This window comes from Sphingomonas natans, from assembly GCF_030546695.1.
Lineage (GTDB): Bacteria > Pseudomonadota > Alphaproteobacteria > Sphingomonadales > Sphingomonadaceae > Sphingomonas_I > Sphingomonas_I natans.
This window is the reverse complement of the sequence record NZ_JAUOTP010000009.1, coordinates 148100-168076: the sequence shown is the minus strand read 5'-3', so window position 1 is coordinate 168076 and position 19977 is coordinate 148100. Positions and strand designations below refer to the sequence as shown.

The 19977-nt window shown below is 65.8% G+C and carries 19 protein-coding genes and 1 pseudogene; 4 read left to right on the top strand and 16 right to left on the bottom strand.

The window, feature by feature from the left end; translation table 11 throughout:
• Positions 1-59 precede the first annotated feature (59 nt).
• The 11 genes from Q4F19_RS17720 to Q4F19_RS17670 all read right to left on the bottom strand — a co-directional run bounded on the left by Q4F19_RS17720 (position 60) and on the right by Q4F19_RS17670 (position 11059).
• A complete protein-coding gene (locus Q4F19_RS17720; RefSeq protein ID WP_303545415.1) occupies positions 60-1313 on the bottom strand; it encodes a DUF3422 domain-containing protein in 1254 nt (417 codons plus the stop codon).
• Positions 1314-1374: 61 nt separating this feature from the next.
• Positions 1375-2478: a photosynthetic reaction center cytochrome PufC gene (gene pufC / locus Q4F19_RS17715; protein WP_303545412.1), complete on the bottom strand. Its 1104-nt coding sequence runs from the start codon at positions 2476-2478 to the stop codon at positions 1375-1377.
• A complete protein-coding gene (pufM, locus tag Q4F19_RS17710) occupies positions 2475-3449 on the bottom strand; it encodes a photosynthetic reaction center subunit M (RefSeq protein ID WP_303545410.1) in 975 nt (324 codons plus the stop codon). The genes pufC and pufM overlap by 4 nt, the downstream gene beginning before the upstream one ends.
• A gap of 10 nt (positions 3450-3459) precedes the next feature.
• On the bottom strand, positions 3460-4284 hold the full coding sequence (gene pufL / locus Q4F19_RS17705) for a photosynthetic reaction center subunit L (protein ID WP_303545408.1): 825 nt from the start codon (positions 4282-4284) through the stop codon (positions 3460-3462).
• Between the two features lie 122 nt (positions 4285-4406).
• A complete protein-coding gene (pufA, locus tag Q4F19_RS17700) occupies positions 4407-4586 on the bottom strand; it encodes a light-harvesting antenna LH1, alpha subunit (protein WP_303545406.1) in 180 nt (59 codons plus the stop codon).
• A gap of 52 nt (positions 4587-4638) precedes the next feature.
• Positions 4639-4794 carry a light-harvesting antenna LH1, beta subunit gene (gene pufB, locus Q4F19_RS17695; protein ID WP_303545405.1) on the bottom strand — a complete coding sequence of 52 codons (156 nt, stop codon included), beginning with the start codon at positions 4792-4794 and terminating at the stop codon, positions 4639-4641.
• A 136-nt stretch (positions 4795-4930) separates the two neighbouring features.
• On the bottom strand, positions 4931-6376 hold the full coding sequence (bchZ, locus tag Q4F19_RS17690) for a chlorophyllide a reductase subunit Z (protein ID WP_303545403.1): 1446 nt from the start codon (positions 6374-6376) through the stop codon (positions 4931-4933).
• Positions 6373-7896 carry a chlorophyllide a reductase subunit Y gene (bchY, locus tag Q4F19_RS17685; RefSeq protein ID WP_303545400.1) on the bottom strand — a complete coding sequence of 508 codons (1524 nt, stop codon included), beginning with the start codon at positions 7894-7896 and terminating at the stop codon, positions 6373-6375. The genes bchZ and bchY overlap by 4 nt, the downstream gene beginning before the upstream one ends.
• Positions 7897-7996: 100 nt before the next feature.
• Positions 7997-8980 carry a chlorophyllide a reductase iron protein subunit X gene (locus Q4F19_RS17680; protein ID WP_303545398.1) on the bottom strand — a complete coding sequence of 328 codons (984 nt, stop codon included), beginning with the start codon at positions 8978-8980 and terminating at the stop codon, positions 7997-7999.
• Entirely contained in the window at positions 8977-9903 is a 927-nt protein-coding gene (gene bchC, locus Q4F19_RS17675) for a chlorophyll synthesis pathway protein BchC (protein WP_303545394.1), read from the bottom strand. The genes Q4F19_RS17680 and bchC overlap by 4 nt, the downstream gene beginning before the upstream one ends.
• Before the next feature lie 94 nt (positions 9904-9997).
• On the bottom strand, positions 9998-11059 hold the full coding sequence (locus Q4F19_RS17670) for a methyltransferase (protein WP_303545391.1): 1062 nt from the start codon (positions 11057-11059) through the stop codon (positions 9998-10000).
• A gap of 107 nt (positions 11060-11166) precedes the next feature.
• Between Q4F19_RS17670 and crtD the strand changes: the two genes are divergently transcribed.
• Both crtD and Q4F19_RS17660 read left to right on the top strand, forming a co-directional pair.
• Complete coding sequence (gene crtD / locus Q4F19_RS17665) at positions 11167-12720, top strand: 1-hydroxycarotenoid 3,4-desaturase CrtD (RefSeq protein WP_303545389.1); 1554 nt, start codon at positions 11167-11169, stop codon at positions 12718-12720.
• Positions 12621-13553, top strand: a complete 933-nt coding sequence (locus tag Q4F19_RS17660) for a hydratase (RefSeq protein WP_341850200.1) — start codon at positions 12621-12623, stop codon at positions 13551-13553. The genes crtD and Q4F19_RS17660 overlap by 100 nt, the downstream gene beginning before the upstream one ends.
• 128 nt (positions 13554-13681) lie before the next feature.
• On the opposite strand, the gene bchO is transcribed toward Q4F19_RS17660, so the two are convergent.
• Genes bchO through Q4F19_RS17645 form a run of 3 tightly spaced genes read right to left on the bottom strand, consistent with a single transcriptional unit; the run spans position 13682 to position 17264 of the window.
• Positions 13682-14569 (bottom strand): alpha/beta fold hydrolase BchO, encoded by an 888-nt coding sequence (gene bchO, locus Q4F19_RS17655; RefSeq protein ID WP_303545387.1) that lies wholly within the window; start codon positions 14567-14569, stop codon positions 13682-13684.
• On the bottom strand, positions 14566-16308 hold the full coding sequence (locus tag Q4F19_RS17650; RefSeq protein WP_303545385.1) for a magnesium chelatase subunit D: 1743 nt from the start codon (positions 16306-16308) through the stop codon (positions 14566-14568). Before Q4F19_RS17650 ends, bchO begins: the two co-directional genes overlap by 4 nt.
• The gene (locus Q4F19_RS17645; RefSeq protein WP_431312426.1) at positions 16305-17264 is read right to left on the bottom strand and encodes an ATP-binding protein; all 960 of its coding nucleotides are present in this window, start codon (positions 17262-17264) and stop codon (positions 16305-16307) included. The genes Q4F19_RS17650 and Q4F19_RS17645 overlap by 4 nt, the downstream gene beginning before the upstream one ends.
• Before the next feature lie 59 nt (positions 17265-17323).
• Here Q4F19_RS17645 and Q4F19_RS17640 point away from each other — a divergent pair, with 59 nt between their 5' ends.
• Both Q4F19_RS17640 and hemC read left to right on the top strand, forming a co-directional pair.
• A complete protein-coding gene (locus Q4F19_RS17640; protein WP_303545578.1) occupies positions 17324-17791 on the top strand; it encodes a TspO/MBR family protein in 468 nt (155 codons plus the stop codon).
• 153 nt (positions 17792-17944) lie between these two features.
• Complete coding sequence (gene hemC, locus Q4F19_RS17635; RefSeq protein WP_303545381.1) at positions 17945-18850, top strand: hydroxymethylbilane synthase; 906 nt, start codon at positions 17945-17947, stop codon at positions 18848-18850.
• Positions 18851-19010: 160 nt separating this feature from the next.
• Here the strand turns inward: hemC and Q4F19_RS17630 are convergent, their stop codons facing one another.
• On the bottom strand, positions 19011-19364 hold the full coding sequence (locus Q4F19_RS17630) for a PEPxxWA-CTERM sorting domain-containing protein (RefSeq protein WP_303545379.1): 354 nt from the start codon (positions 19362-19364) through the stop codon (positions 19011-19013).
• Positions 19365-19475: 111 nt separating this feature from the next.
• Positions 19476-19949 (bottom strand): annotated as a pseudogene (locus Q4F19_RS17625) (GGDEF domain-containing protein).
• Positions 19950-19977 lie beyond the last annotated feature (28 nt).

Here is a 19977-nt window from a genome sequence, read left to right as displayed (position 1 = left end):
CCTGGACGGGGCTTGCCCAGGCGAAAGGAGCAATCATCGCCGCCCCGTCGTGTCGATAGCTACTGCATAACGTGTCGACGCGCCCGGCGCAGCGCCAGCGCAACACCGATGAGCACGATCGGCACAGTGATGGCCATCGCCACCTCGTGCGGCACGATGGTGACGATGCCGAGCAGATAGCCGATCAACGCGACCAGATAATAGCTGATCGCGACCACGGACAGCCGCTCGACGGTCTGCTGCAAGCGAAGCTGCAGATCCGTCCGCCGATCCACCGACGCCAGAAGATCCCGGTTCTGGCGAGCGAGCGCAGTATCGATCCGCGTGCGCAGCAACTCGCTCGTCCAGGCCGCGCGCTGAGACATATCCTCGAGCCGTGCCGAGAAGGAATCGCAGGTGCGCACCGCGGGCAGCAGTCGGCGCTCGGTGAAATCGTCGAGCGTCTGGTAACCGCGCACCTCGCCGATCCTGAGGCTCGCGACCCGATCGACGCTTAGCTGCGCATAGGCCCGCGTCGCAGTCATTCGGTAGCGCGTCTCGGCGACCAGCGAGGCGAGCTCCGCGGAGAGATAGGTCAACTCGTCGAGCAGCCTGTCGTCCTCGGACGACCGCTCCGATACCGCATGGGTCAGTTCGGCAAGGCGTGTCTCCAGGCCGGTCACCACAGGCGTCAGCCGCTGCGCGAGCGGCAGGCCCAGCAGCGCCATGTTGCGGTAATTGCCGAGCTCCTGCAGCTGCAGCACGACCTGGGAGGGCTCGTTGCGCTGCAGCCCACGATCGCGCACGAGCAGACGGCCATAACCATCGGCGTTGAGCCTGAAATCGGACATGATCCGCGCCTGCCCGCCGGCGACATCGCACACGATCGTCGCCTCGTCCGTGAACCAGCGCGTCGGGTCCGCAACCGCGGCATCGGCTTCGTCGTCCGCGATCAACGCGATCTGCGTCGCACGGATAATCTCGCCCGGCATATCCGCATAGATGATGCGGCGTACCGGATCGAAGTCGTGAGGATCGAACGGCTCGGCCGTCGTGCCGGGACGCAGCAACGTATAGGTCGCAAATTCGCTATGCCGTTCCCAGACAAGCGTGATTCCGTCGATCGCGAGAACGCCATATTTAGCGGACAGCGGGACCAGCACCGCCGCGCCGACCATAAGCGCCTCGATATGCACGCGCGCTGCATCGGCGTTTGGTTCGCCCAAGACGGTCACGACCTGCATGAGGCGGCAAGGTGCGCGCATCCGGGGAAGCCGGCGGACATGCATCTCGTCGGAGAGTGCGGCGCGGAGTGGATGGTCGTCGATCGTCATCCGACGTCCGCCGGTTTACCCAGCACGACCGCGCCGCCAGTCGAGGCGGCGCGGGATCGGGTCATTTCGTGCCCGTCATCGCCTGCGGATCATTGAACGCGGCGGGGACATTGGTCGCCGCGGCCGGTCCACCCTCGGCGGGCGCGGTCGGCTTTGATACGCCCTTCAACGCCGGTGCCTGCGCGATCATGCTGACCCCGCTCAGCGGCTTGGAAATGCCCTGGTGGCAGGTCGTGCAATTGACCTTGTACGGATCGCCATGCGGCCCCTTGCGATATGCCGGGAAGACGGTCTGGAGCGAGCCGATATAATTCTCGTTGGTGTCGCGGACCATGCGGATGCCGTAATAGGCCGTCGCCCGCTGTGCCCGGCTTAGGTTCCAGGCGCGGAACGACTGGCTATTGTGGCAAAAAGTACAATTCACGCCCAGCGCCGTGCTGACGTGCATCATCATGCCGTAGGTCGTCTCGGCGTCCTTGATCGACGCGACGTGATCGCGAGACGGAAAGGGGCTGTTGCCCGCCACGCGGATCTGCTGATTTTCGTTCAGATATGCCGCGAACGGGTCCGATGGCAGCGAGGCGTAACCGACATTCGCCTCTGGCGCATTCTGGCCATGGCGGTTGCCGAGGATCGAGCCCGGATTGGGCGTGCCTTGCGCCAGCGCCCATTTGTTGACCGGGACAGCATTGCCGCGATGGCAGGTGTAACAGGTGACCCCGGTTTCCTTGACGTGGCTCGACCAGCGCGAGTTGATATTCTGCGTCATCTGGATCATGCGCCGCGCGACGACCTTCGTATACTTCTCGTCGGACGCTAAATTCTCGGGATTGTGGCAATAGTTGCAGCCCTGCTCGGGCGGCGCGACCCACTGGCTGATCTCCGCCATCAGATGATCAAAGCGCTCCTTGCTCACACCGTTCAGGACCTTGATGTTCTGGTAGCTTTCGCCGGCGGTCGGCCCGCCGTCGGGCGGCAGAGGATAGGGCGCAGGCGGGATCAGGCTCACCTTGGCGATGTGTTTGACATCGACGATCTGCTCCAGCCCGGTGCCGCGATAGCCCGTCTGCGTGGCCTGCTTGGGGCCGAGCTCGCAGCCGCCGAGCAAGAGGATCCCCAGCCCCCCGATCGACGCGGCCGCGATCCGATCGAGAAACCGGCTCATTGCGGCGCTCCCGGCAGGCTCGCGGGATCGACGACGCCGGTACCCGGATAGCTCGGTGCATAATGGTGCATGACGGCCCAGAGATACCAATTGTCGACGACGGTGCCGGTCAGGATGATGCCGATCGCGCCGGTCAGCGGAGTCAGCACCGCGAACCACCACGCCCAGCGATGGATCGATTCGGCGGTGGCGTTGAACCCCATCGTCCAGCGCCAGAACAGGGCGCCACGCTCGAACGCCGTACCGCGATCGGTGATCTGCTCGATCTCGCGTTCGCTGCCGTAGCGTCCGGTCGCCAGGATGGTCGCACCGTGCATCGCGAACAGCATCGTCGATCCGTAGAGGAACGCGATCGAGAGGCAGTGAAACGGATTGTAGAAGAGGTTGCCGTAGCGGATCGAGAAAGCCGCGGTCCAATCCAGGTGCGGGAAGATACCGAACGGAACCGCCTCGGCCCAGCTGCCCATCAGCATGGGCCGGATGAAGCCCAAGGTGATGATGAGGAGGATGCCCGCGCCGAAGGCCCAGGCGACGTGCGTCCCCATCCCAAGCGCGCGCGCGCGGCGGAATGTGCGCAGCCACCAGAGCAGCAGGGAGGTCGTCATGCAGAAGCCGGCCATCTGCCACCAGCCGCCCTCAGCGAGCGGCACGAGCAGCTGGAAGCCCCATTGCGGCCCCGGAGGCTCCAGCGCCAGCCAGGGCAGCTGGCGAAAGAACTGGATCGGATTCCAGCCGACGCTCGCGAACATGTTGAGCCCGATGATCTCGAACGCCAGGAACGCGAAGGTCAGCGAAGCCATGCCGAGCGGGCCGAGATAGACCGGGCCAATCTGCGCGGCGCCCAGCTTGCCGAGCCAGTAATGATAGCCGCCCGCGCCGCTGCGCGTGAAGGTGCTGTTGTGCATCCTCGGCCCCGCTTCCAGCGGCCCGCGCACCTGTACCTGAGTGAATATGTTCTGATAGCGCGCCATCACACCCCCCTCAGGACCAGATCGGCAGGTTGAGCCACCACGTCCACCATTCGGGCCAGCCGCGCGTCCACAGCGGCCCCGAGATGATGATGCAGATCGCGCTCCAGAATCCCGCCGACAGCGCGAGGAACAGGCCCAGCCGGTGGATGCCGAGCGTCCCGATCGAATAGCCGATCGTGTCGCGGAAGAACGCGTCCTCATATTCGGGCGACTTGACCGGCTCGCCCGGCGCCGGATTGACCGCCGACAGTACGAGCGCGCCGTGGAAAGCGAGCGCCCCGCCGGTGACGAAGAAGAAGCTCACCGCCAGCATGTGTGCGGGGTTGTAATGGAAATGGAGATATTGGTAGCCGGTGTTGGACACCCAATCGAGATGGCTGAAGATACCGTAGGGGAAGGCGAACCCCCAGGCGCCGAGCAGCCAGGGGCGGATCACCTCCAGCGAGACATAAGCGAAGATGGCGAAGCCGTAGGCGAACGGCACATGATAGCCGATGCCCAGCTTGCGGCAGATCTCGACCTCGCGCAGCGCCCACGAAACGAACGCCCCGATCGCGCAGATCGTGATGATCTGCCACAGCCCGCCCTCTCGCAGCGGCGCCAGGCCGAGACCGTAGCGCAGATCGGGCGGCGCGATGCTGATGAGCCACGGGTTCCACGTCGGCCCCAGCGAGGCGGCGTAGAAGATCAGCGCGGTGCCTAGCGACGCGGTGATCGCGGTGACGACGCCGAAGAACCCGACGTAGAAGGGGCCGACCCAGAAATCGAACAGGTCTCCGCCAATCAGCGTGCCCCCTCGCACCCGGTATTTTCGCTCGAAGCTCAGCAGCGCCATGTCATGCCTCCGTTCCCCGGCGGGTGCCGGGGATCGTGTCTGGTGGCCGGATCAAGGGACGTCCGACGCCGTACCGATCGTGTCCCTACGCCGCCGCGCATCAGCGCGACGGCGCCATCGGATCAGGGTCCGACCGGTGTGGCCGGAGCAGCGACCACCGCCGCCTTGTGCGGCCCGTCCAGCCAGTTGAACCGGTCCGTGCTGAGCAGGATGAAGTGGATCAGCAGTGCCAGCACGAACAGGAAGATGAACAAGGCGACCAGCGCACGGCGCGGGTCGAATATCAGCCAGATTCTCCACATGTCGTGGTTCCTTCTCTCTTTCAGCTGAAGTTGAGGCGTGTTTCCCGCCGGCTCAGAGCCAGGGCCGCCAGTTCCAGACCAGGATGTGGGCGACGATCGCCACCGCCGTGAAGATCAGGAAGCTCGTCACGAAGATCCTGTGGAACTCCTTGGCTTCCTCGGGGGTCAGGTACGTACCCAGCCCTATCCTTTCGTTCGGATCGTTCATTCTACGTCTCCATCAATCCCATTGAGGGCAGGAGCGTGAAAAGCGCTCCCCGGCGGCATCCGCCCGGGCGCGACGCCCGGGGAGATTGGTTGGTCCCAGACAACCCTGCCGGATCGACGTGGGAGAGGTTCCGCGGTCATCGCCCACGGCTTTCGGAGATCGCGAGCGCGACGCGCTGGCGCGTGACGGAGGATTCGCCAGCCCGCCGCGCCGCGCGTTCGGCGGCGTCGCGGATGCGCTTGGCCATCGAGATGCGGACCAGCACCGGTGCTCGCTCGACGACGGCATCGAATTCGGTCTTGGCGGCGGCGTCCCACGCCAGCTCGCGCTCGATCCGCGCCGGCGTCGCCTGCGCCTGGTCGAGCTGGCCGGCCAGCGGCAGGATGTGGAAAAGCGCGTCGAACAGCGCGTTGCACACTTCCTGGACGAGATAGGTGGCCCCCGAATAACCCATGAACGGCGTGCCGGTGTGGCGGCGGATCGCCGCGCCGGGGAAGCTCGCCGGAATATACACGCCCCGCCCGCCGGCTTCCGCCATGTACATCCGCTCGTTGAAGCTGCCGAAGAGGATGAGCGGCGGGTTGCCGGCGATCATGTCCCTGATCGTCTGATTGTCGGATTTTGTCCCCGCGCAGCGCGACACCGCGAAATGGCAGGGCAGCCCCATATCGTCTTCGAGGAATTTGCGGATGCCACGCGCATAGGTATCGGTTGCGACGATGCCGAAGCTCGCGGTGCCGAAGAAATCCTGCGTGACCGACCGCCACAGATCCCACAGCGGCTTGATCGTCGTGTGCTTCTCGCGCGCGATGAATGGCTCGGGATCGAGGCCGGTCAGTTCGCCCAGCTTGCGCAGGAACAAAGTGGTCGACTCAAGACCGATCGGCGCCTGGAGGTAGGGCCGCTCCAGTACCTCGCACAGCCCACGCCCGAATTCGCGATACAGGCAGACACTGACCTGCGCGTCGGCCAGCTTCTTCACGTCGGCAATGTGGCTGCCCAGCGGGAAGACCATGCCGACCTCGGCGCCGATGCCCTCGATCAGCCGCCGGATCTCGGTCAGATCGCTCGGCATGTTGAACGTACCGTACATCGGCCCGATGATGTTGACCTTCGGCTTCTCTCCATCCTTCTGCCGGCGGAGCGCGGGCACCTTCTTCGGCCCGAACTGCGTCCACAGCCAAGTCAGCGCGCGGTCGCCCGCCTGCCACTGGTCCTCGTCGATCGTGCGCGGCAGGAAGCGCTGGATGTTGGTGCCCTCGGGCGTCACCCCGCCACCGATCATCTCAGCGATCGATCCGGTGACGACCACGGCTGGCAGATCGGGATCGAGCGTCTTCCACGCGCGCTTCATCGCGCCTTCGGTACCGTCGCGGCCCAGTTCCTGCTCGCCGAGCCCGGTAACGACGATCGGCAGTTCGTGCGGCGGCAGCGCGTCCGTATAGTGCAGCACCGAGGTGACGGGGAGGTTCTCGCACCCGACCGGGCCATCGATGATGACCTGCAGACCCTTGATCGCGGTGAACGCGTAAACGGCGCCCCAATAGCCGCCCGCGCGATCATGATCGAGGATCAGCGTCATAACCCGACGCTCTCTTCCGTCTTCGCGGCGGCGCTGCGCTTGGCGGCATATTTCGCCTTGAACCCGGGACGTTCGACCGGCGTGCGTTCCCACACCCCGGCCGAGGGCCCCACCCCCACCCCATCGAAGAAGCTGGTCATCCGGTCGAACCGCGCCTGGTTGGCGAGCGCGGCGTTGATCACCAACGCCAGGCTCCCCGCGCCGGCCGGTCCCATCAGCGGCCGCGCCGAGATGAGGTTGGTGAAGTACAGCGCCGGGATCGCCTTCTGCTTGGCGTGTTGCACCACCGGCGTCGTGCCGATCGCCAGATCGGGCCCGAATTCCTCGACCGCCGCAATGTCCTGTTCCAGGCTGGCGCGATACTGGACGCGCACTCCGTGCGCCTCTAGCCAGCCGCGATCGGGATCGGACCAGGTCGTGCGCGGGCAGGCGGTGCCGACATAGGGCACGTCCGCGCCGCTCTCGATCAGTAGCCGCGCGACGAGCAGTTCGGATCCCTCATAGCCCGAGACCGTGATCCGCCCGGATATGGGTTTGGCGGCGAGCGCGCCGCGGATCGCGGGCACGAAGCGGTTCTTGGCCGCATCGACCTTGTCTTGAGCGATACCGCATGCCGCGCCGATCGCGTCGAGCCACGCCGCCGTCCCCTCCGCGCCGACCGGCGCAGAACCCACCCCCGTTCGCCCCGCCGCCTCGAACTCGCGGATGCTGGCCGTGTAGAACGGATGGATCGCCGCGACTGCGGCACAATCGAGCGCGGCGTAGAGCTCGCGCCACTCGCGCGTCGGCACGACCGGACCGGCCGCGAGCCCCAGCGGCTCCAGCAGCAGACCGATCCCCGGCGGGTCGGCCGGGAACATCTCGCCCAGCAGCGTGACCGTCGGCCGGTCGGGCCGCTGCTTCGGCGCAGCGACGGGGCCGGTCTCGGCCTCCTTGCGCGCATAGCTCAGCATCGCACCGGCCAGCACATCCTTGGCCTCGGCATGCGTCGGCACTCCAAAGCCGGGCACGTCGATCCCGATCACGCGCACGCCGTTAATCTGGTCGGGCAATAGTTGCAGCGGCACGCCCGACGCGGTCGGCACGCACAGATTGGTGACGATGATCGTATCGTACCGCGCCGGATCGGCTAGCTGGCGAACCGCCTCGCGGATGTCCTCGAACAATTTCCCCGTGACGAGCGTCTCGGACGAGAACGGCACGTAACCGACGCTGCGCTTGGCCCCGTAGAAATGTGACGTGAAAGTCAGTCCATAGACGCAGCAGGCCGAGCCCGACAGCACGGTCGCGGTGCGGCGCATGCGCAGGCCAACGCGGAGACTGCCGAACGCCGGGCACATCGATTGCGGCTGGTCGTGCGGGCCTTTGGGATAATCGGCGTCGTAGCGCGCGAGGAGATCGGACTTGCCGGCCAGTTCGGCGCTCTCGCGGAGCGTCGCGCCACTCGAACAGCCACCGTTCTGCGGGGAAAGATCGATCCGGTCGCGGCTTCTCGCCTCCCCTCCCTGAAGGGGACGCATCGGGGGTGGGTCGCTATGGGGCGGGCGATCGGCTTCGACAGCGGGTCGCCCCACCCCCAGCCCCCCCCTTCCAGGGCGGGGAGCAGAAAGGAGGCCGCTCTCAGACGACATCGTACACGACCTCGAGGCTCGGCTTGGGCAGATACGCCACGCCGCGCATATCCGCCTGGCTCGCAGGCTTCAGCGCGAAATCCGCCCCCGTCACATCTGCTGAGAACAGCCCCAGTAGCCCATCCTGATCCAGCGGCGTTGGCCGCAGTGGCGGCGCGCTCGCCACATTCTGCGCGAGCGCCTCGAACAGGCTCGCCCACTGCCCGCCCGGCTTGCCGACAATCTGGTAGTTGGCGCTCTTCTTGCGGATATCCTCGTTCGCCGGGATCGCGGTCAGCACCGGAATGCCGACCGCTTCGGCAAAGGCGTTTGCCTCGCCCGTCCCGTCATCCTTGTTGAGGATCATTCCCGCGACGCCGACATTGCCGCCCATCTTGCGGAAATATTCGACGGCCTTGCACACGTTGTTGGCGACGTAGAGCGATTGCAAATCGTTCGAGGCGACGACGATTACCTTCTGGCACATGTCGCGCGCGATCGGCAGGCCGAAGCCGCCGCACACCACGTCGCCCAGGAAATCGAGCAGGACGTAATCGAAGCCCCATTCGTGGAAGCCGAGTTTCTCGAGCGTCTCGAAGCCGTGGATGATGCCGCGTCCGCCGCAGCCGCGCCCGACCTCGGGCCCGCCCAATTCCATCGCAAACACGCCGTCCCGCTGGAAGCAGACATCCTCAATGCCGATCTCCTCGCCGGCGAGTTTCTTCCTGGCGCTTGTCTCGATGATCGTCGGGGTCGATTTGCCGCCGAACAACAGACTGGTCGTATCGCTCTTGGGATCGCACCCGATCAGCAGAACGCGCTTACCCTGCTGCGCCATCATGTAGCTGAGATTAGCGAGCGCGAACGATTTGCCGCTGCCTCCCTTGCCATAGATCGCGATGATCTGCGTTTCCTTGGTGATCGGCCCGGTATGGACCGGTTCGGGATCCTCACGGGCCTCGTCGCGCGATGGCCCCGGATCGAACATGCTCATAGCTGTCTCCAGTCGAGGACCATCTTGCGGCAGGCGGGATCGGTGAAAGCCTGCGGATAGGCGTCAGCCGCTTCCATGGCGGGGCGGGCGTGGCTGATCAGGCCGTCCAGTTCGAGCAGGCCGGTGTCGAGCAGGCCGAGCACAGCAGTGATGTCGGCGGGCGTGAATTCGGCGGCGATGCGCAACCGGGCCTCGCGCATGAAGGCGGGCGGAAAGGCGAACGACACGCGATCGTAGAATCCCGCCAGGATCAGTTCGCCCCCCTTGGCCAGCCGCCCAAATGCGAGATCGAGAACATCCGCCGCGCCGCTTGCGTCGCAGATCGCGCGATAGTCGCGGCGATCGTCGTCGGCAGGATCAATTACGTGATAGCCATAACCGTCGCGACGATCGGGATTGATCTCCCACACGATCGGCGCATCACCGCCGCAGGCGACCGCGATGCGCGCGATCAGGCAGCCGAGGATACCGTGGCCGATTATCAGGTCCGGTACGCCACCGATCATGATCGCATGATGCGCCGTGGCAGCAAGCGCGATCAGGATGCCGTCGCGTCCCAGCGACTCCCGGATGGGAGTCGCCCGCGCCGCGGGCAGCACGACCGACCGCGCCGAGCCGCCGAACAATCCGCGCGCTTCGACGTAGCAATTCGCGCCCGGCACGAAGACCCATTCGCCGATCCGGCCGCGCGCTGTCGCGCCCGCGTCGACGATACGGCCGACCGACTCGTAACCGGGGACGAGCGGATAGCCCATGCCGGGAAAGGTCGGCATCCGCCCGGTCCACAGCAGCTTCTCGGTGCCTGAGGAAATCCCGCTCCAGTCGACCTCTACGCAGACATCGTCTGCACCGATTGGGTGCAGCGCGAGCGGGCGCAGAGCGAGCCGTTCCGGCGCTTCCAGTATGACCGCGAGCGCGTCCATACGTTTGATATCCCCTCCGCCGGTTCGAAACGAATTCGGCTGTAACTGTCGTTTTATCTCGACACGTCCTATTGTCAATCCGATTGGACAGTGGTTAGCGTGTTGCGATGACGACACTTGCGGTGAGAGGCATCGCTGTCTGGACGACGCGCGATCGGGAGAAGCCCGCCGCCTTGATCATCGCCCGGATCTCACTGGCGCTGCGGGGCCGACCCGATCCCATAGCGAGCAGGTAGAAACCGAAATAGGCGTCCCCCGCGGGTTCGGCGCCCGACGTCTGCGCCATTGGCTCGGCGATGAAGAGGGTCCCTCCCGGCGGCAGCGCGTCATAGGCGGCCCGCAGCAGCGCCAGTGCGGGCGCGTCGTCATGATCGTGCAGCACGCGGATCAACGAGAGGATGTCGTATCCCTGCGGCAGCGGATCCACGAGGAAGTCGCCGCCGAAGATCCGGGTACGTGGGGTAAGTCCGGCGGCCTCGAATCGGGCGAAGGCGCGTTCGCTGACCGCCGGCAGATCGAACAGCGCGAGCCGGAGGTCGGGCACCCGTGCACCCACCGCCGCGAGGAACGCGCCCTCGCCGCCGCCCACGTCCAGCAGCGCGCGGTGACGGCGGAAGGGATAAGCGTCGATCGCCTGGTCCGCGATCATCGGCACCGACGCCGCCATGAGCGCCGAATAAGCTGCGACCGCCTCGCCTCCGCCTCGCCCTGCCGACTCGGCATAAGGCCACAGTCCCGAGAGCCGCCCGCCGCCCCCGCCGCGCCGCAGCAGCGCCACGGGATCGGCCAGATCGGCATAGAGCAGATGATGGTGCGCGATCATTTCGGCGATCCCCCGATTGCCGCGCAGCGCCGCGCCCTGGCTACCCAGTATCCAGTTCGCACCGCACCGTTCCACCAGCCCCAGCGCCGCCGCCCCCCGCAGAAGGCGCTCGGCCCCCTCAAGGGGAAGATCGATGCGCTGCGCGATCGTCGCAAGGCCCAGCGGTCCGCGCGCGAGCAAGTCCAGCAATCCGATTCGGACACAGGCAGTCAGGATCTGCGAATAGGTGAAGCCGGCGACCAGATCGAACAGCGCCCGCGCACGGCGGCGCGCGATCGGTCGGGTAAGGAAGCAGCGTGTCGCAACGCGCTGGAAGGCCGGAGATCCGAGCATGAGATTGCGCCGGGCGAGCCACCACCCCCAAAAATTCGATAGTTTGGACGGATTCATCTGTCTACTTTTATGGACGGATGTTAAGCCGTCAATCGGAGGGCGGGTGGATGCCGGACGAACGCGTGGTCGTGATCGGGGCGGGAATAGGCGGTCTGGTCAGCGCTGCCCTGCTCGCCGCACGCGGCTGCGACGTCACGGTCGTCGATGCGGCCGCCGGCCCGGGCGGCAAGCTTCGCACGATCACCGTCGACGGCGTCGCCATCGATGCTGGCCCCACCGTTTTCACGATGCGCGACACGTTCGGAGACATCTTTGCTGCTTGCGGATCTTCGCTCGACGATCACGTCACGATGCGACCGGCAACGACGCTCGCGCGTCATGCCTGGGGCGATGCCAAACTCGATCTCTTTGCCGATCCGGCGGCGAGCGAGGACGCGATCGGCCATTTCTCTGGCGCCTCCGACGCGCGCGGGTACCGCGCCTTCCGCGCCGAAGCCAAACGCATCTTCGACGCGCTCGAGCGGCCCTTCCTGCGCAATACGAACACGGACCCGCTGACGCTGGGCTGGCGGATGGGCGCGCGTGGCTTCATCGATTACTGCACCTTGCGCCCGTACACCTCCCTGTGGCGCGCACTCGGCGGGTATTTCCACGACCCGCGTCTCCGCCAGCTATTTGCGCGCTACGCTACCTATTGCGGCTCTTCCCCATTCAAGTGCCCCGCGACGCTGATGCTGATCGCGCATGTCGAGGCGAGCGGCGTGTGGCTGATCGATGGCGGCATGCACCGGCTGGCACTCGCGCTGGCGGAACTGGCGCGGTGCAACGGAGCCCGCTTTCGTTACGAAGCCGCTGTCCGCGAAATCCGGACGGAAGGCGGCCGGACGGTCGGCGTCACATTGACGAGCGGCGAGCGCATCGCTGCCCGATCGGTGGTCTGCAACGCCGATCCCGCCGCAATCGGCGCGGGCCTTTTCGGACAGGCAGCCAAGTCAGCCATCGCCCCGACTCCCGCGCGCCGCCGCTCACTGGGCGCAATGGTCTGGACGGGCCGCGCCACAACCGGGGGCTTCCCGCTGCTGCGCCACAACGTGTTCTTCTCCAACGATTACGCCGCGGAGTTCTCCGCGCTCGGCTGCGGTCGGCTCGCCGACGACCCCAGCGTCTATCTTTGCGCACAGGATCGCGAGGCATCGGCGCCCATCCCCGCCGACGGCGAGCGCCTCCAGATCATCGTCAACGCGCCGCCGGTCGGCGACGCCACAGGCTTCACTCAAGCGGAGATCGAGACATGCACGCGGCGGATGCTGGATCGCGTTTCGCGAGCGGGACTTTCGCTCGATCTGGCGCCTTCGATGGTACTGACCACGCCGGCCGACTTCGAGGGGCTGTATCCGTCGACGGGTGGAGCCCTTTATGGACCGGCCTCGCACGGGTGGGCGGCCTCCTTCCGCCGGCAGGGCAGCCGGACACGGATCCCTGGGCTCTATTGCGCGGGCGGGAGCACCCATCCGGGCGCGGGCGTCCCGATGGCGGCGCTTTCCGGCCAGCAAGCCGTCGAATGCTTGCTGCAGGACCGCGCTTCGATGTCGCCGTCCCGCCGAACGGCTATGCCTGGTGGTATATTGACGCGACAAGCGAGTGTGGTGCCTACGGCCTGACGATCATCGCCTTCGTCGGCAGCGTCTTCTCGCCATATTACAAGCTCAGCGGCCGGTGGCACCCCGACAATCACTGTGCGATCAACGTCGCGCTGAGCGGCCCACGGGGAGCGGCCTGGGCGATGACGGAGCGCCCCGCGCATCGCGTGGCTCGCGGGCGCGACCATTTCTCCGTCGGCCCCAGCGCGGTCCGCTGGGATGGTGATAGGCTGGTGATCGACATCGCCGAGATTTCCGCTCCGCTGCCCTACAAGGTCCGCGGTACGGTGCGGGTCCGTCCGGAAATGATCGGCACAACCGCCTTCCGGCTCGACCCCGCCGGGCGGCACCGCTGGCACCCCGTGGCGCCACGGGCGCATGTCGAAGTCGAGATGACCCATCCCGGCATTAGCTGGTCGGGCGCCGGATATTTCGATTCGAACTTCGGCGACGAACCGCTGGAGGAAGGCTTCGACGAGTGGCATTGGTCGCGGGCGCATCTGGAGAACGACGTCGCCATCCTCTATGACGGAAGGCGCAGGGACGGCGCGCCGTTCGATCTGGCGTTGCGCTTCGATGGGCAGGGCCGCTGGCATGACGTCATCCAGCCAGCCCGGGCAGCGCTGCCGCGCACCGGCTGGCTGATAAAGCGGACGACACGCGCCGATGCTGGCTCAACTCCGCGCGTCATCAAGACCTGGATCGATGCGCCTTTCTATGCGCGGTCGGCGCTGGCCACCCGGCTGTTCGGCGAGGACGTTCGCGCCGTCCACGAAAGTCTGTCGCTCGGGCGCTTCCGCTCACTGATCGTCCAGTCGATGCTCCCCTACCGGATGCCACGCGCTATCTGGTGATGGAGCCGGCGGCTTGGCGGCTTTGTCCCTCGCGATCTCACGGCTCACCGACACGAGTTGCCAGATACAGAAGGCCACGACCGGAACGCCGGCAATCGCCATGTCGAACAGGCTGAAAGTGCCCCCACTCACCGGATAATCCCCCCCACGAACATATCGATGATGGCCGCAATCTCGTCCGGCTTCTCCTCGTGCGCAAGATGGCCAAGACCGGGCAGCGCCACTAGCCGCGCGCCGTCGATCAGGGTCACCGCCTCTCTCGCGTTCGACAGCGGGATCGCCGCATCAGCATCGCCATGGATGAGCAGCAGCGGCGTGTTCAGACGAGGAAGGTCGCGCTTCAGCGCCGGCAGGTCCCAGTCCGCCATCATCGCCAACGCGCCTGCGCAGTGGGCCGAATTGCCGAGCAGCGTTTCGTAATAGCCGACACCGGCGGGATCGATCCGCGATCCGGTGCTGCGTGCGAGGAAGCGCGCGGTCTCGCCGTTTGTGCGCGCAATCCGCGCGAAGATATGCGGCGCGAACGGATTGACGAACAGCAAGCGCGCCAGCGTCGGGAACAAAGTTGCCGCGAGACCTGGAAACGGCATCAGGGCCGCGTCCAGGCCGACGATCGCGCGCGGCGTCGCGTACCCATCGAGCGCCATGCGGATCGCGATCGCGGCCCCCGCCGAGTGGCCAACGATGACGGCGGGATCCACGCGAAACGCCTTCAGCAACGCGCTGACCGCGCGTGCCATCGCCGCCATGGAAAGCCCGCTAGGTGGCCGCCCGCTGGTAAAGCCGTGTCCCGGGAGATCGAGCGCGATTACCCGCAATCCACTCGCCAACAACGGCGCGAGCCCGCGCCAGCTATGGGTCGCGGCCCCAGTACCGTGCAACAGCAGCGCGACGGGCGCGTTTTCCGGCCCCATTGCCTGGACGTGCCATCGCAAATTGCCGGCATCCACGAAGCGGCTGTGCGCCCGGTTCGGCCAGGCGCGTCCCTCGACCTCCCAGCGGGGCCCTCCGCTCATGCTTTTCGGGCTTGGCTGATCGCGGCGTGCACCGCCGTCGCGTCCGCGCGCGGCAGGGGCAGGTATCGTGCCCCCATCGCGGCGGCGAGCGCGGCACCTTCAGGCCGCGACCGCGCTGAAATATCGATGAACGCGGCAGGGATACCCGCTGCGCCGACCGCTTTTGCGGCGGAAGTGGCGTCGGTTTGCGCCCGGTTGCGCACCGCACTGCCGTCGGCGGCGATATTGGCGCGCCCGTCGGTAAGGATGACGACGAACGGCGTCCGTCCGCGCGCGCGCGCCGCCTCGGCAAGATCGCGGGCCGCGTTCAATCCCGCCGCCAGCGGCGTGCCGCCCCCTCCGGGCAAGTCCGCCAGAGAGCGGCGAGCGCGCGCCAACGATCGTGTCGGCGGCAGCACTATCTCGGCTGTGCTGCCGCGGAAGGCGACGAGCGCCACCTGCGCACGCTTCACATACGCCTCGGCCAGCAGCAGCTCGACCGCCCCCTTGGCTTCAGCAAGCCGCGCCAGCGCCGATGAACCCGAGGCATCGACGGCGAAGATTGTCACCGCCTCGGCACGCGTTTCGAACCGGCGTACGCGCAGGTCGTCGCGACGGATCGCCACGCGCCCTGGCCCGCACTTGCGGACCGTCTGCCACGGGGCCGCGGCGCGGAGCGTATCGATCAGCGCCAGCCGCTGCCCGCCTCCCGGGACCCCCGCGCGCGCGCCCATCGGACGCCCGCGCACAGACGATTTGCGCCGCTCCCCGCCCCCGCGGGCGTTGATGTTGCGACCCCGTCGGCTGCGACCGGCCGCGATCCGCGCGAGCACGTTTTTGGGCAGCGCCGCGAGCGCAGCGGCAAGGACTATGTCCTCGATCGGGGCGGTGACGGCGCTGTCCTCCTCGCCGTCGTCGCGCTGGGATGGAGGCGGAGGCTCGGATGGCGTTTCATCCGCCGGCGCCGGCATTCGCGTCGCTCGCGGCGCGAGGACAAGGCGCGCGGCAAGCGTCAGATCCGCATCGGCGATCGCGCAGCGCCTCGCAAGCTTCGCCGAGGCACGCGCAGCGCGTAGTGCAAACAGAACCGGGCGGATCGAATCGATCCCTAGCACGGCCGCAGTGCGGACGACGACTTCAAGGAGCTCGGGTGTCTCCGCCGCTTCACACCCGACCTGCTCAAGCATCCGGTCATCCTCCGGTGCCAGCACGGGGTAACCAGGGTCCTGCCCAAGTCCAGGAGACCGCACGCCTTCGAGATCGATCCAGAACGCCATGCGCTCGACCAGCGCGGCTGGAGGGCCCTCCTCCGGCTCGATCCCGTCGTCGAGCACCACCGTCACAAATCGAGTGCCGGCCCGCAACGCTATGCCGTCGCGTTCGATTACGACCTCACCCGTGTCGATTACCGCTGCGATCCGCGCAGCAGTCGCGTCGGACAGGCGGTCGGCCATCGGCAGGACGAGCATGCCCCCGTCCGCCTCCGCCAACAGACCGATCCGCGAAACCGCCTCACCGCGTGCCAGGGTCTCCGTCAGGTCGATCCCGCCAAGCAGCCGCTCGTCGTCGACATGAAGCGGCACCCTCCGGACCGCCACGTCTGCCGGCAGACCGGCCTGGAGAGCCGCGATCACCGCATTCCGTGCATCAGGATCGCCGCGCAGGACCAGACCGCAGAGGCGCGGATCGATGGCGCACAAACGCGCCGCCAAGATTGCATCCGCCAGAGCATTGGGCGTCGCATCGCTCGAAGCGATCACGCCGCCAGTTCCTCCAGCGCGCGTTCGATCCGTGCGGTCGAGCCGGTCTCGTCGAGGACATCGCGCCGCAGCCGATGGCGCAGCGCCAACGGCGCAACGCGGGCGATATGCCCGGCGTCGACCTCGCACACGCCCTCCAACGCGGCCAGCGCGCGCGCCGACCGCATGAGCGTAAGCTCGCCGCGCAGCCCGTCCGCGGCGACGTTCAGGCACAGCCGCGATGCGAGGGCCAGAATCGCGTCGGACAGCGTAACGCTTGCGACCACCGCCCGTCCCGCCGCAATCCGCTTCACCGTCTTGCGCTCGGCACGATGCCACTTCGCAGCAAAGGCGACGGGCTCGCGCTCGAACATGTCGCACCTTTTCAGGATTTCGACGCGCTGCCCCAGATCCTGTGGCGTCCGCACCTCGACCGATAGGCCGAAGCGGTCGAGCAATTGGGGGCGCAATTCACCTTCCTCGGGATTACCGCTCCCGATCAGCACGAAGCGCGCCGGATGCCGGACGCTCAGCCCGTCGCGCTCGACTACATTCTCGCCCGATGCGGCAACATCAAGCAGCAGATCGACGATATGATCCTCGAGGAGATTGACCTCGTCGACATAGAGGAACCCGCCATTGGCGCGCGCCAGCAAGCCTGGCTCGAACGCCTTGATGCCGGCGCCCAATGCGCGCTCCAGATCCAGCGCGCCGACGACGCGATCCTCGGTGGCGCCCAACGGCAGATCGACGAATGGCACGGGCACCGATCCCTTGCAGGGGCTGCCATCCTGATATCCCGCCTGCTCCGCCGGCACATGTGGCAGCAATGCCGCAAGCGATCGCACCGCAGTGGACTTGCCCGTACCGCGATCGCCGAACACCATGACACCGCCGATCCGCGGATCCACCGCAGCGATCAGCAGCGCCAGCTTCATCTCGTCCTGACCGACGATCGCCGAAAAGGGGAACGACATGCCCACGTACACGCTGTATCATGGCGTGGACACTCTACAAGCATGGCTGGCATGACATGATGGGACCGATCCTGATTTCGGGAGGCATCGCGGCGCTGCTCGGCCTGATCGGCGGGCTGATGACGCCAATTGACGAATGGTATCGCGATCTGCGCAAGCCTTCGTGGCAGCCACCAAACTGGGCGTTCGGCCCCGCCTGGACGATTATCCTCGGTCTCGCGGCATGGTCGGCTGTGGTGGCGTGGAGTGCCGCGTCGGACAATTTCGCACGCCGTACCGTCATCCTCCTTTTTGCGAGCAACGCGGTATTTCATCTGCTGTGGAGCCCCCTCTTCTTTCGGTTACGTCGGCCGGATTGGGCGCTCGGCGAGGTCGTCTTCCTTTGGGCATCGCTGGTAGCTCTCGTCGGCGGACTATGGCCGATCTCCCACTTAGCGAGCCTCCTCATTGTACCATACCTGCTTTGGGTCAGCTTCGCAGCCTATCTGAACCTTTCAATTGTGTTGCTGAACAGCCCGTTTCGCTAACGCGTCCAAGGATTGCGTATAGGATGCTTGACACCTTAAGTTGTCTGCCATGACAGTCAGGTAGGCGCAGAGCCGGTCTCGCCACGAAAGAAATCGTCGCGCGGTGGATGGCAGGATCCGTATGAATTTGCACGCGCTCGCATGCCGGTCCGTATGACCGCTTTTCGTCTCGGGACACGGGGCTCGCCGCTGGCGCTCGTCCAGGCCGAAATAGTGCGCGATGGACTGGTCGCGGCGCACGGGATCGCGGTCGAAATCCGCGTGATCAAAACGACCGGAGACGTCGTTCAGGACCGTCCGCTGGCTGAAGTCGGCGGGAAAGCCTTGTGGACCAAAGAACTGGATCGAGCATTGCTAGAGGGTGAGATCGAATGTGCCGTTCATTCAATGAAAGACGTCGAAACCACGCGCCCACCCGTAATTACGATCGCAGCCATCCTGGCGCGTGCCGACTTTCGAGATCGCCTGATCGGCGCCGCTTCGATCGCCGATCTGCCAGCGGGCGCCACGGTTGGGACGAGTTCGCCTCGGCGGTCTGCGCAGCTGTTACGACTGCGACCAGATCTTACCATCATCCCTTTCCGCGGCAACGTCGAGACGCGACTCGCTAAGCTGGCAGCAGGCGAAGCGGAGGCGACGTTATTGGCGGCGGCAGGGCTCGACCGACTTGGACGCCCTGAAGTCGGTATGGCGATCCCGATCGATCTCATGCTTCCAGCGCCTGCGCAGGGGGCCATCGGGGTCGAAACGCGCGAGAACGATAGCCGAAGTCGCTCTCTGCTCGCGGTGCTGAACCATGGGCCAACCCGCCGCTCCATTCTAACGGAGCGCGCACTGCTGGCTGCACTCGGGGCCGACTGTCACTCCCCCGTCGCCGCGCTCGCCGATGACGTCGGCATGCTCCACGCCGAGCTGTTCTCGGTCGACGGGAGCGCGCATGTGGCCGGTTCCCACACTGATCCACACATCCTTGCAAACGACCTGCTCGATCGGGCACCAACGAGCATCCGTAGCCTATTTGTTCGCGCACGTTCGGCGGATTCGACGATTAAGTCCTGATAATAATTACACGGATCATTGCTCGACGCGTCGGCCTGGGGATGCCCTTGCCCGGCAAGCGAAAGACGAGCAGGCGGCCATGTGAGCTCAAATATAGCCACATCGGTTTATTCGCGATGGCGCTTGCGCGAGCCCATCCCTTGCAGCGACGGGTTGGCGGTTAGCCGAGCGCAATCACCGATCCGCGCCGGCGCAGCACGAAGCCAATCGCGCCGAAGCCAAGGATCATCGTCATCCATGTGGCCGGTTCTGGGACGGCATCCAATTCTGCGACGATGGCGTTGGCGATCGCGTGGTGGACCTGCACGGTCGGATGAACCGGGTCGAAATACAGCGAGTTTGTGCAATTGGCGGTCTGCGGGGAACCGCCACCCACGATCTGGCACGGCGTGGCCGAATTGAGCGTGGAAGGCAGGTCGTAAGCAGTCGGGTCGGCCAGCAGCGCATGTCCGTAGGCGAACAGATCGACTTTAGGTCGCGTGTGACAATGACAGTAAACAATCAGATTAAACAAAAGGTCTCGCTCGGCCTACGCCGTCACTGATACTGAGGCGGCAGTGACTGAACCAGGATCTCTGATTATATATAATACGCGCACTGCTCTGTACCCAACCAGGCTTATAACTTAGGCAAGGACGATCCTGTTGCGGCCAAGCGCCTTCGCTTCATACAAGGCGGAATCGGCTTGGATGAACAATTGCTGGAAGGCCTGCCCGGGGTCGCGGGTCGCAACGCCTGCGGAAATAGTGATGGAAACGGGGAGCGTGTCAGTGAAGATCGGCTACCTGAATACCGCTTCTCGAAACGATTCGAGTTTCTCGAGCGAGAGCCTGTAATCGTCGTGATAGGCGAGGAGCGCGAACTCCTCGCCTCCTAGGCGCCCAACCCGACCGAATTGGCCGAGCAATCGCGCCATCATTGTGGCCGTCTCGCGCAGCACTTGGTCACCGATCCAGTGACCATGCTCGTCGTTTACGAGCTTGAAGTTGTCGACGTCGACGATGATAAGCGCCGGGAACGTTCCGTTATCGACTCCCTCCAAGAATGCTCGCCGATTTAAGTGTCCCGTAAGCTCATCGGTAGTACCGGTACGGTACAAATCGATTTTGACTTGCCGATTCTTTCGG

Coding starts and splice junctions, on each gene's coding strand:
- Q4F19_RS17720 (WP_303545415.1), bottom strand. CDS start 1,313: ATGACGATCGACGACCATCCACTCCGCGCCGCACTCTCCGACGAGATG.
- pufC (WP_303545412.1), bottom strand. CDS start 2,478: ATGAGCCGGTTTCTCGATCGGATCGCGGCCGCGTCGATCGGGGGGCTG.
- pufM (WP_303545410.1), bottom strand. CDS start 3,449: ATGGCGCGCTATCAGAACATATTCACTCAGGTACAGGTGCGCGGGCCG.
- pufL (WP_303545408.1), bottom strand. CDS start 4,284: ATGGCGCTGCTGAGCTTCGAGCGAAAATACCGGGTGCGAGGGGGCACG.
- pufA (WP_303545406.1), bottom strand. CDS start 4,586: ATGTGGAGAATCTGGCTGATATTCGACCCGCGCCGTGCGCTGGTCGCC.
- pufB (WP_303545405.1), bottom strand. CDS start 4,794: ATGAACGATCCGAACGAAAGGATAGGGCTGGGTACGTACCTGACCCCC.
- bchZ (WP_303545403.1), bottom strand. CDS start 6,376: ATGACGCTGATCCTCGATCATGATCGCGCGGGCGGCTATTGGGGCGCC.
- bchY (WP_303545400.1), bottom strand. CDS start 7,896: ATGCGTCCCCTTCAGGGAGGGGAGGCGAGAAGCCGCGACCGGATCGAT.
- Q4F19_RS17680 (WP_303545398.1), bottom strand. CDS start 8,980: ATGAGCATGTTCGATCCGGGGCCATCGCGCGACGAGGCCCGTGAGGAT.
- bchC (WP_303545394.1), bottom strand. CDS start 9,903: ATGGACGCGCTCGCGGTCATACTGGAAGCGCCGGAACGGCTCGCTCTG.
- Q4F19_RS17670 (WP_303545391.1), bottom strand. CDS start 11,059: ATGCTCGGATCTCCGGCCTTCCAGCGCGTTGCGACACGCTGCTTCCTT.
- crtD (WP_303545389.1), top strand. CDS start 11,167: ATGCCGGACGAACGCGTGGTCGTGATCGGGGCGGGAATAGGCGGTCTG.
- Q4F19_RS17660 (WP_341850200.1), top strand. CDS start 12,621: ATGCTTGCTGCAGGACCGCGCTTCGATGTCGCCGTCCCGCCGAACGGC.
- bchO (WP_303545387.1), bottom strand. CDS start 14,569: ATGAGCGGAGGGCCCCGCTGGGAGGTCGAGGGACGCGCCTGGCCGAAC.
- Q4F19_RS17645 (WP_431312426.1), bottom strand. CDS start 17,264: ATGTCGTTCCCCTTTTCGGCGATCGTCGGTCAGGACGAGATGAAGCTG.
- Q4F19_RS17640 (WP_303545578.1), top strand. CDS start 17,324: ATGGGACCGATCCTGATTTCGGGAGGCATCGCGGCGCTGCTCGGCCTG.
- hemC (WP_303545381.1), top strand. CDS start 17,945: ATGACCGCTTTTCGTCTCGGGACACGGGGCTCGCCGCTGGCGCTCGTC.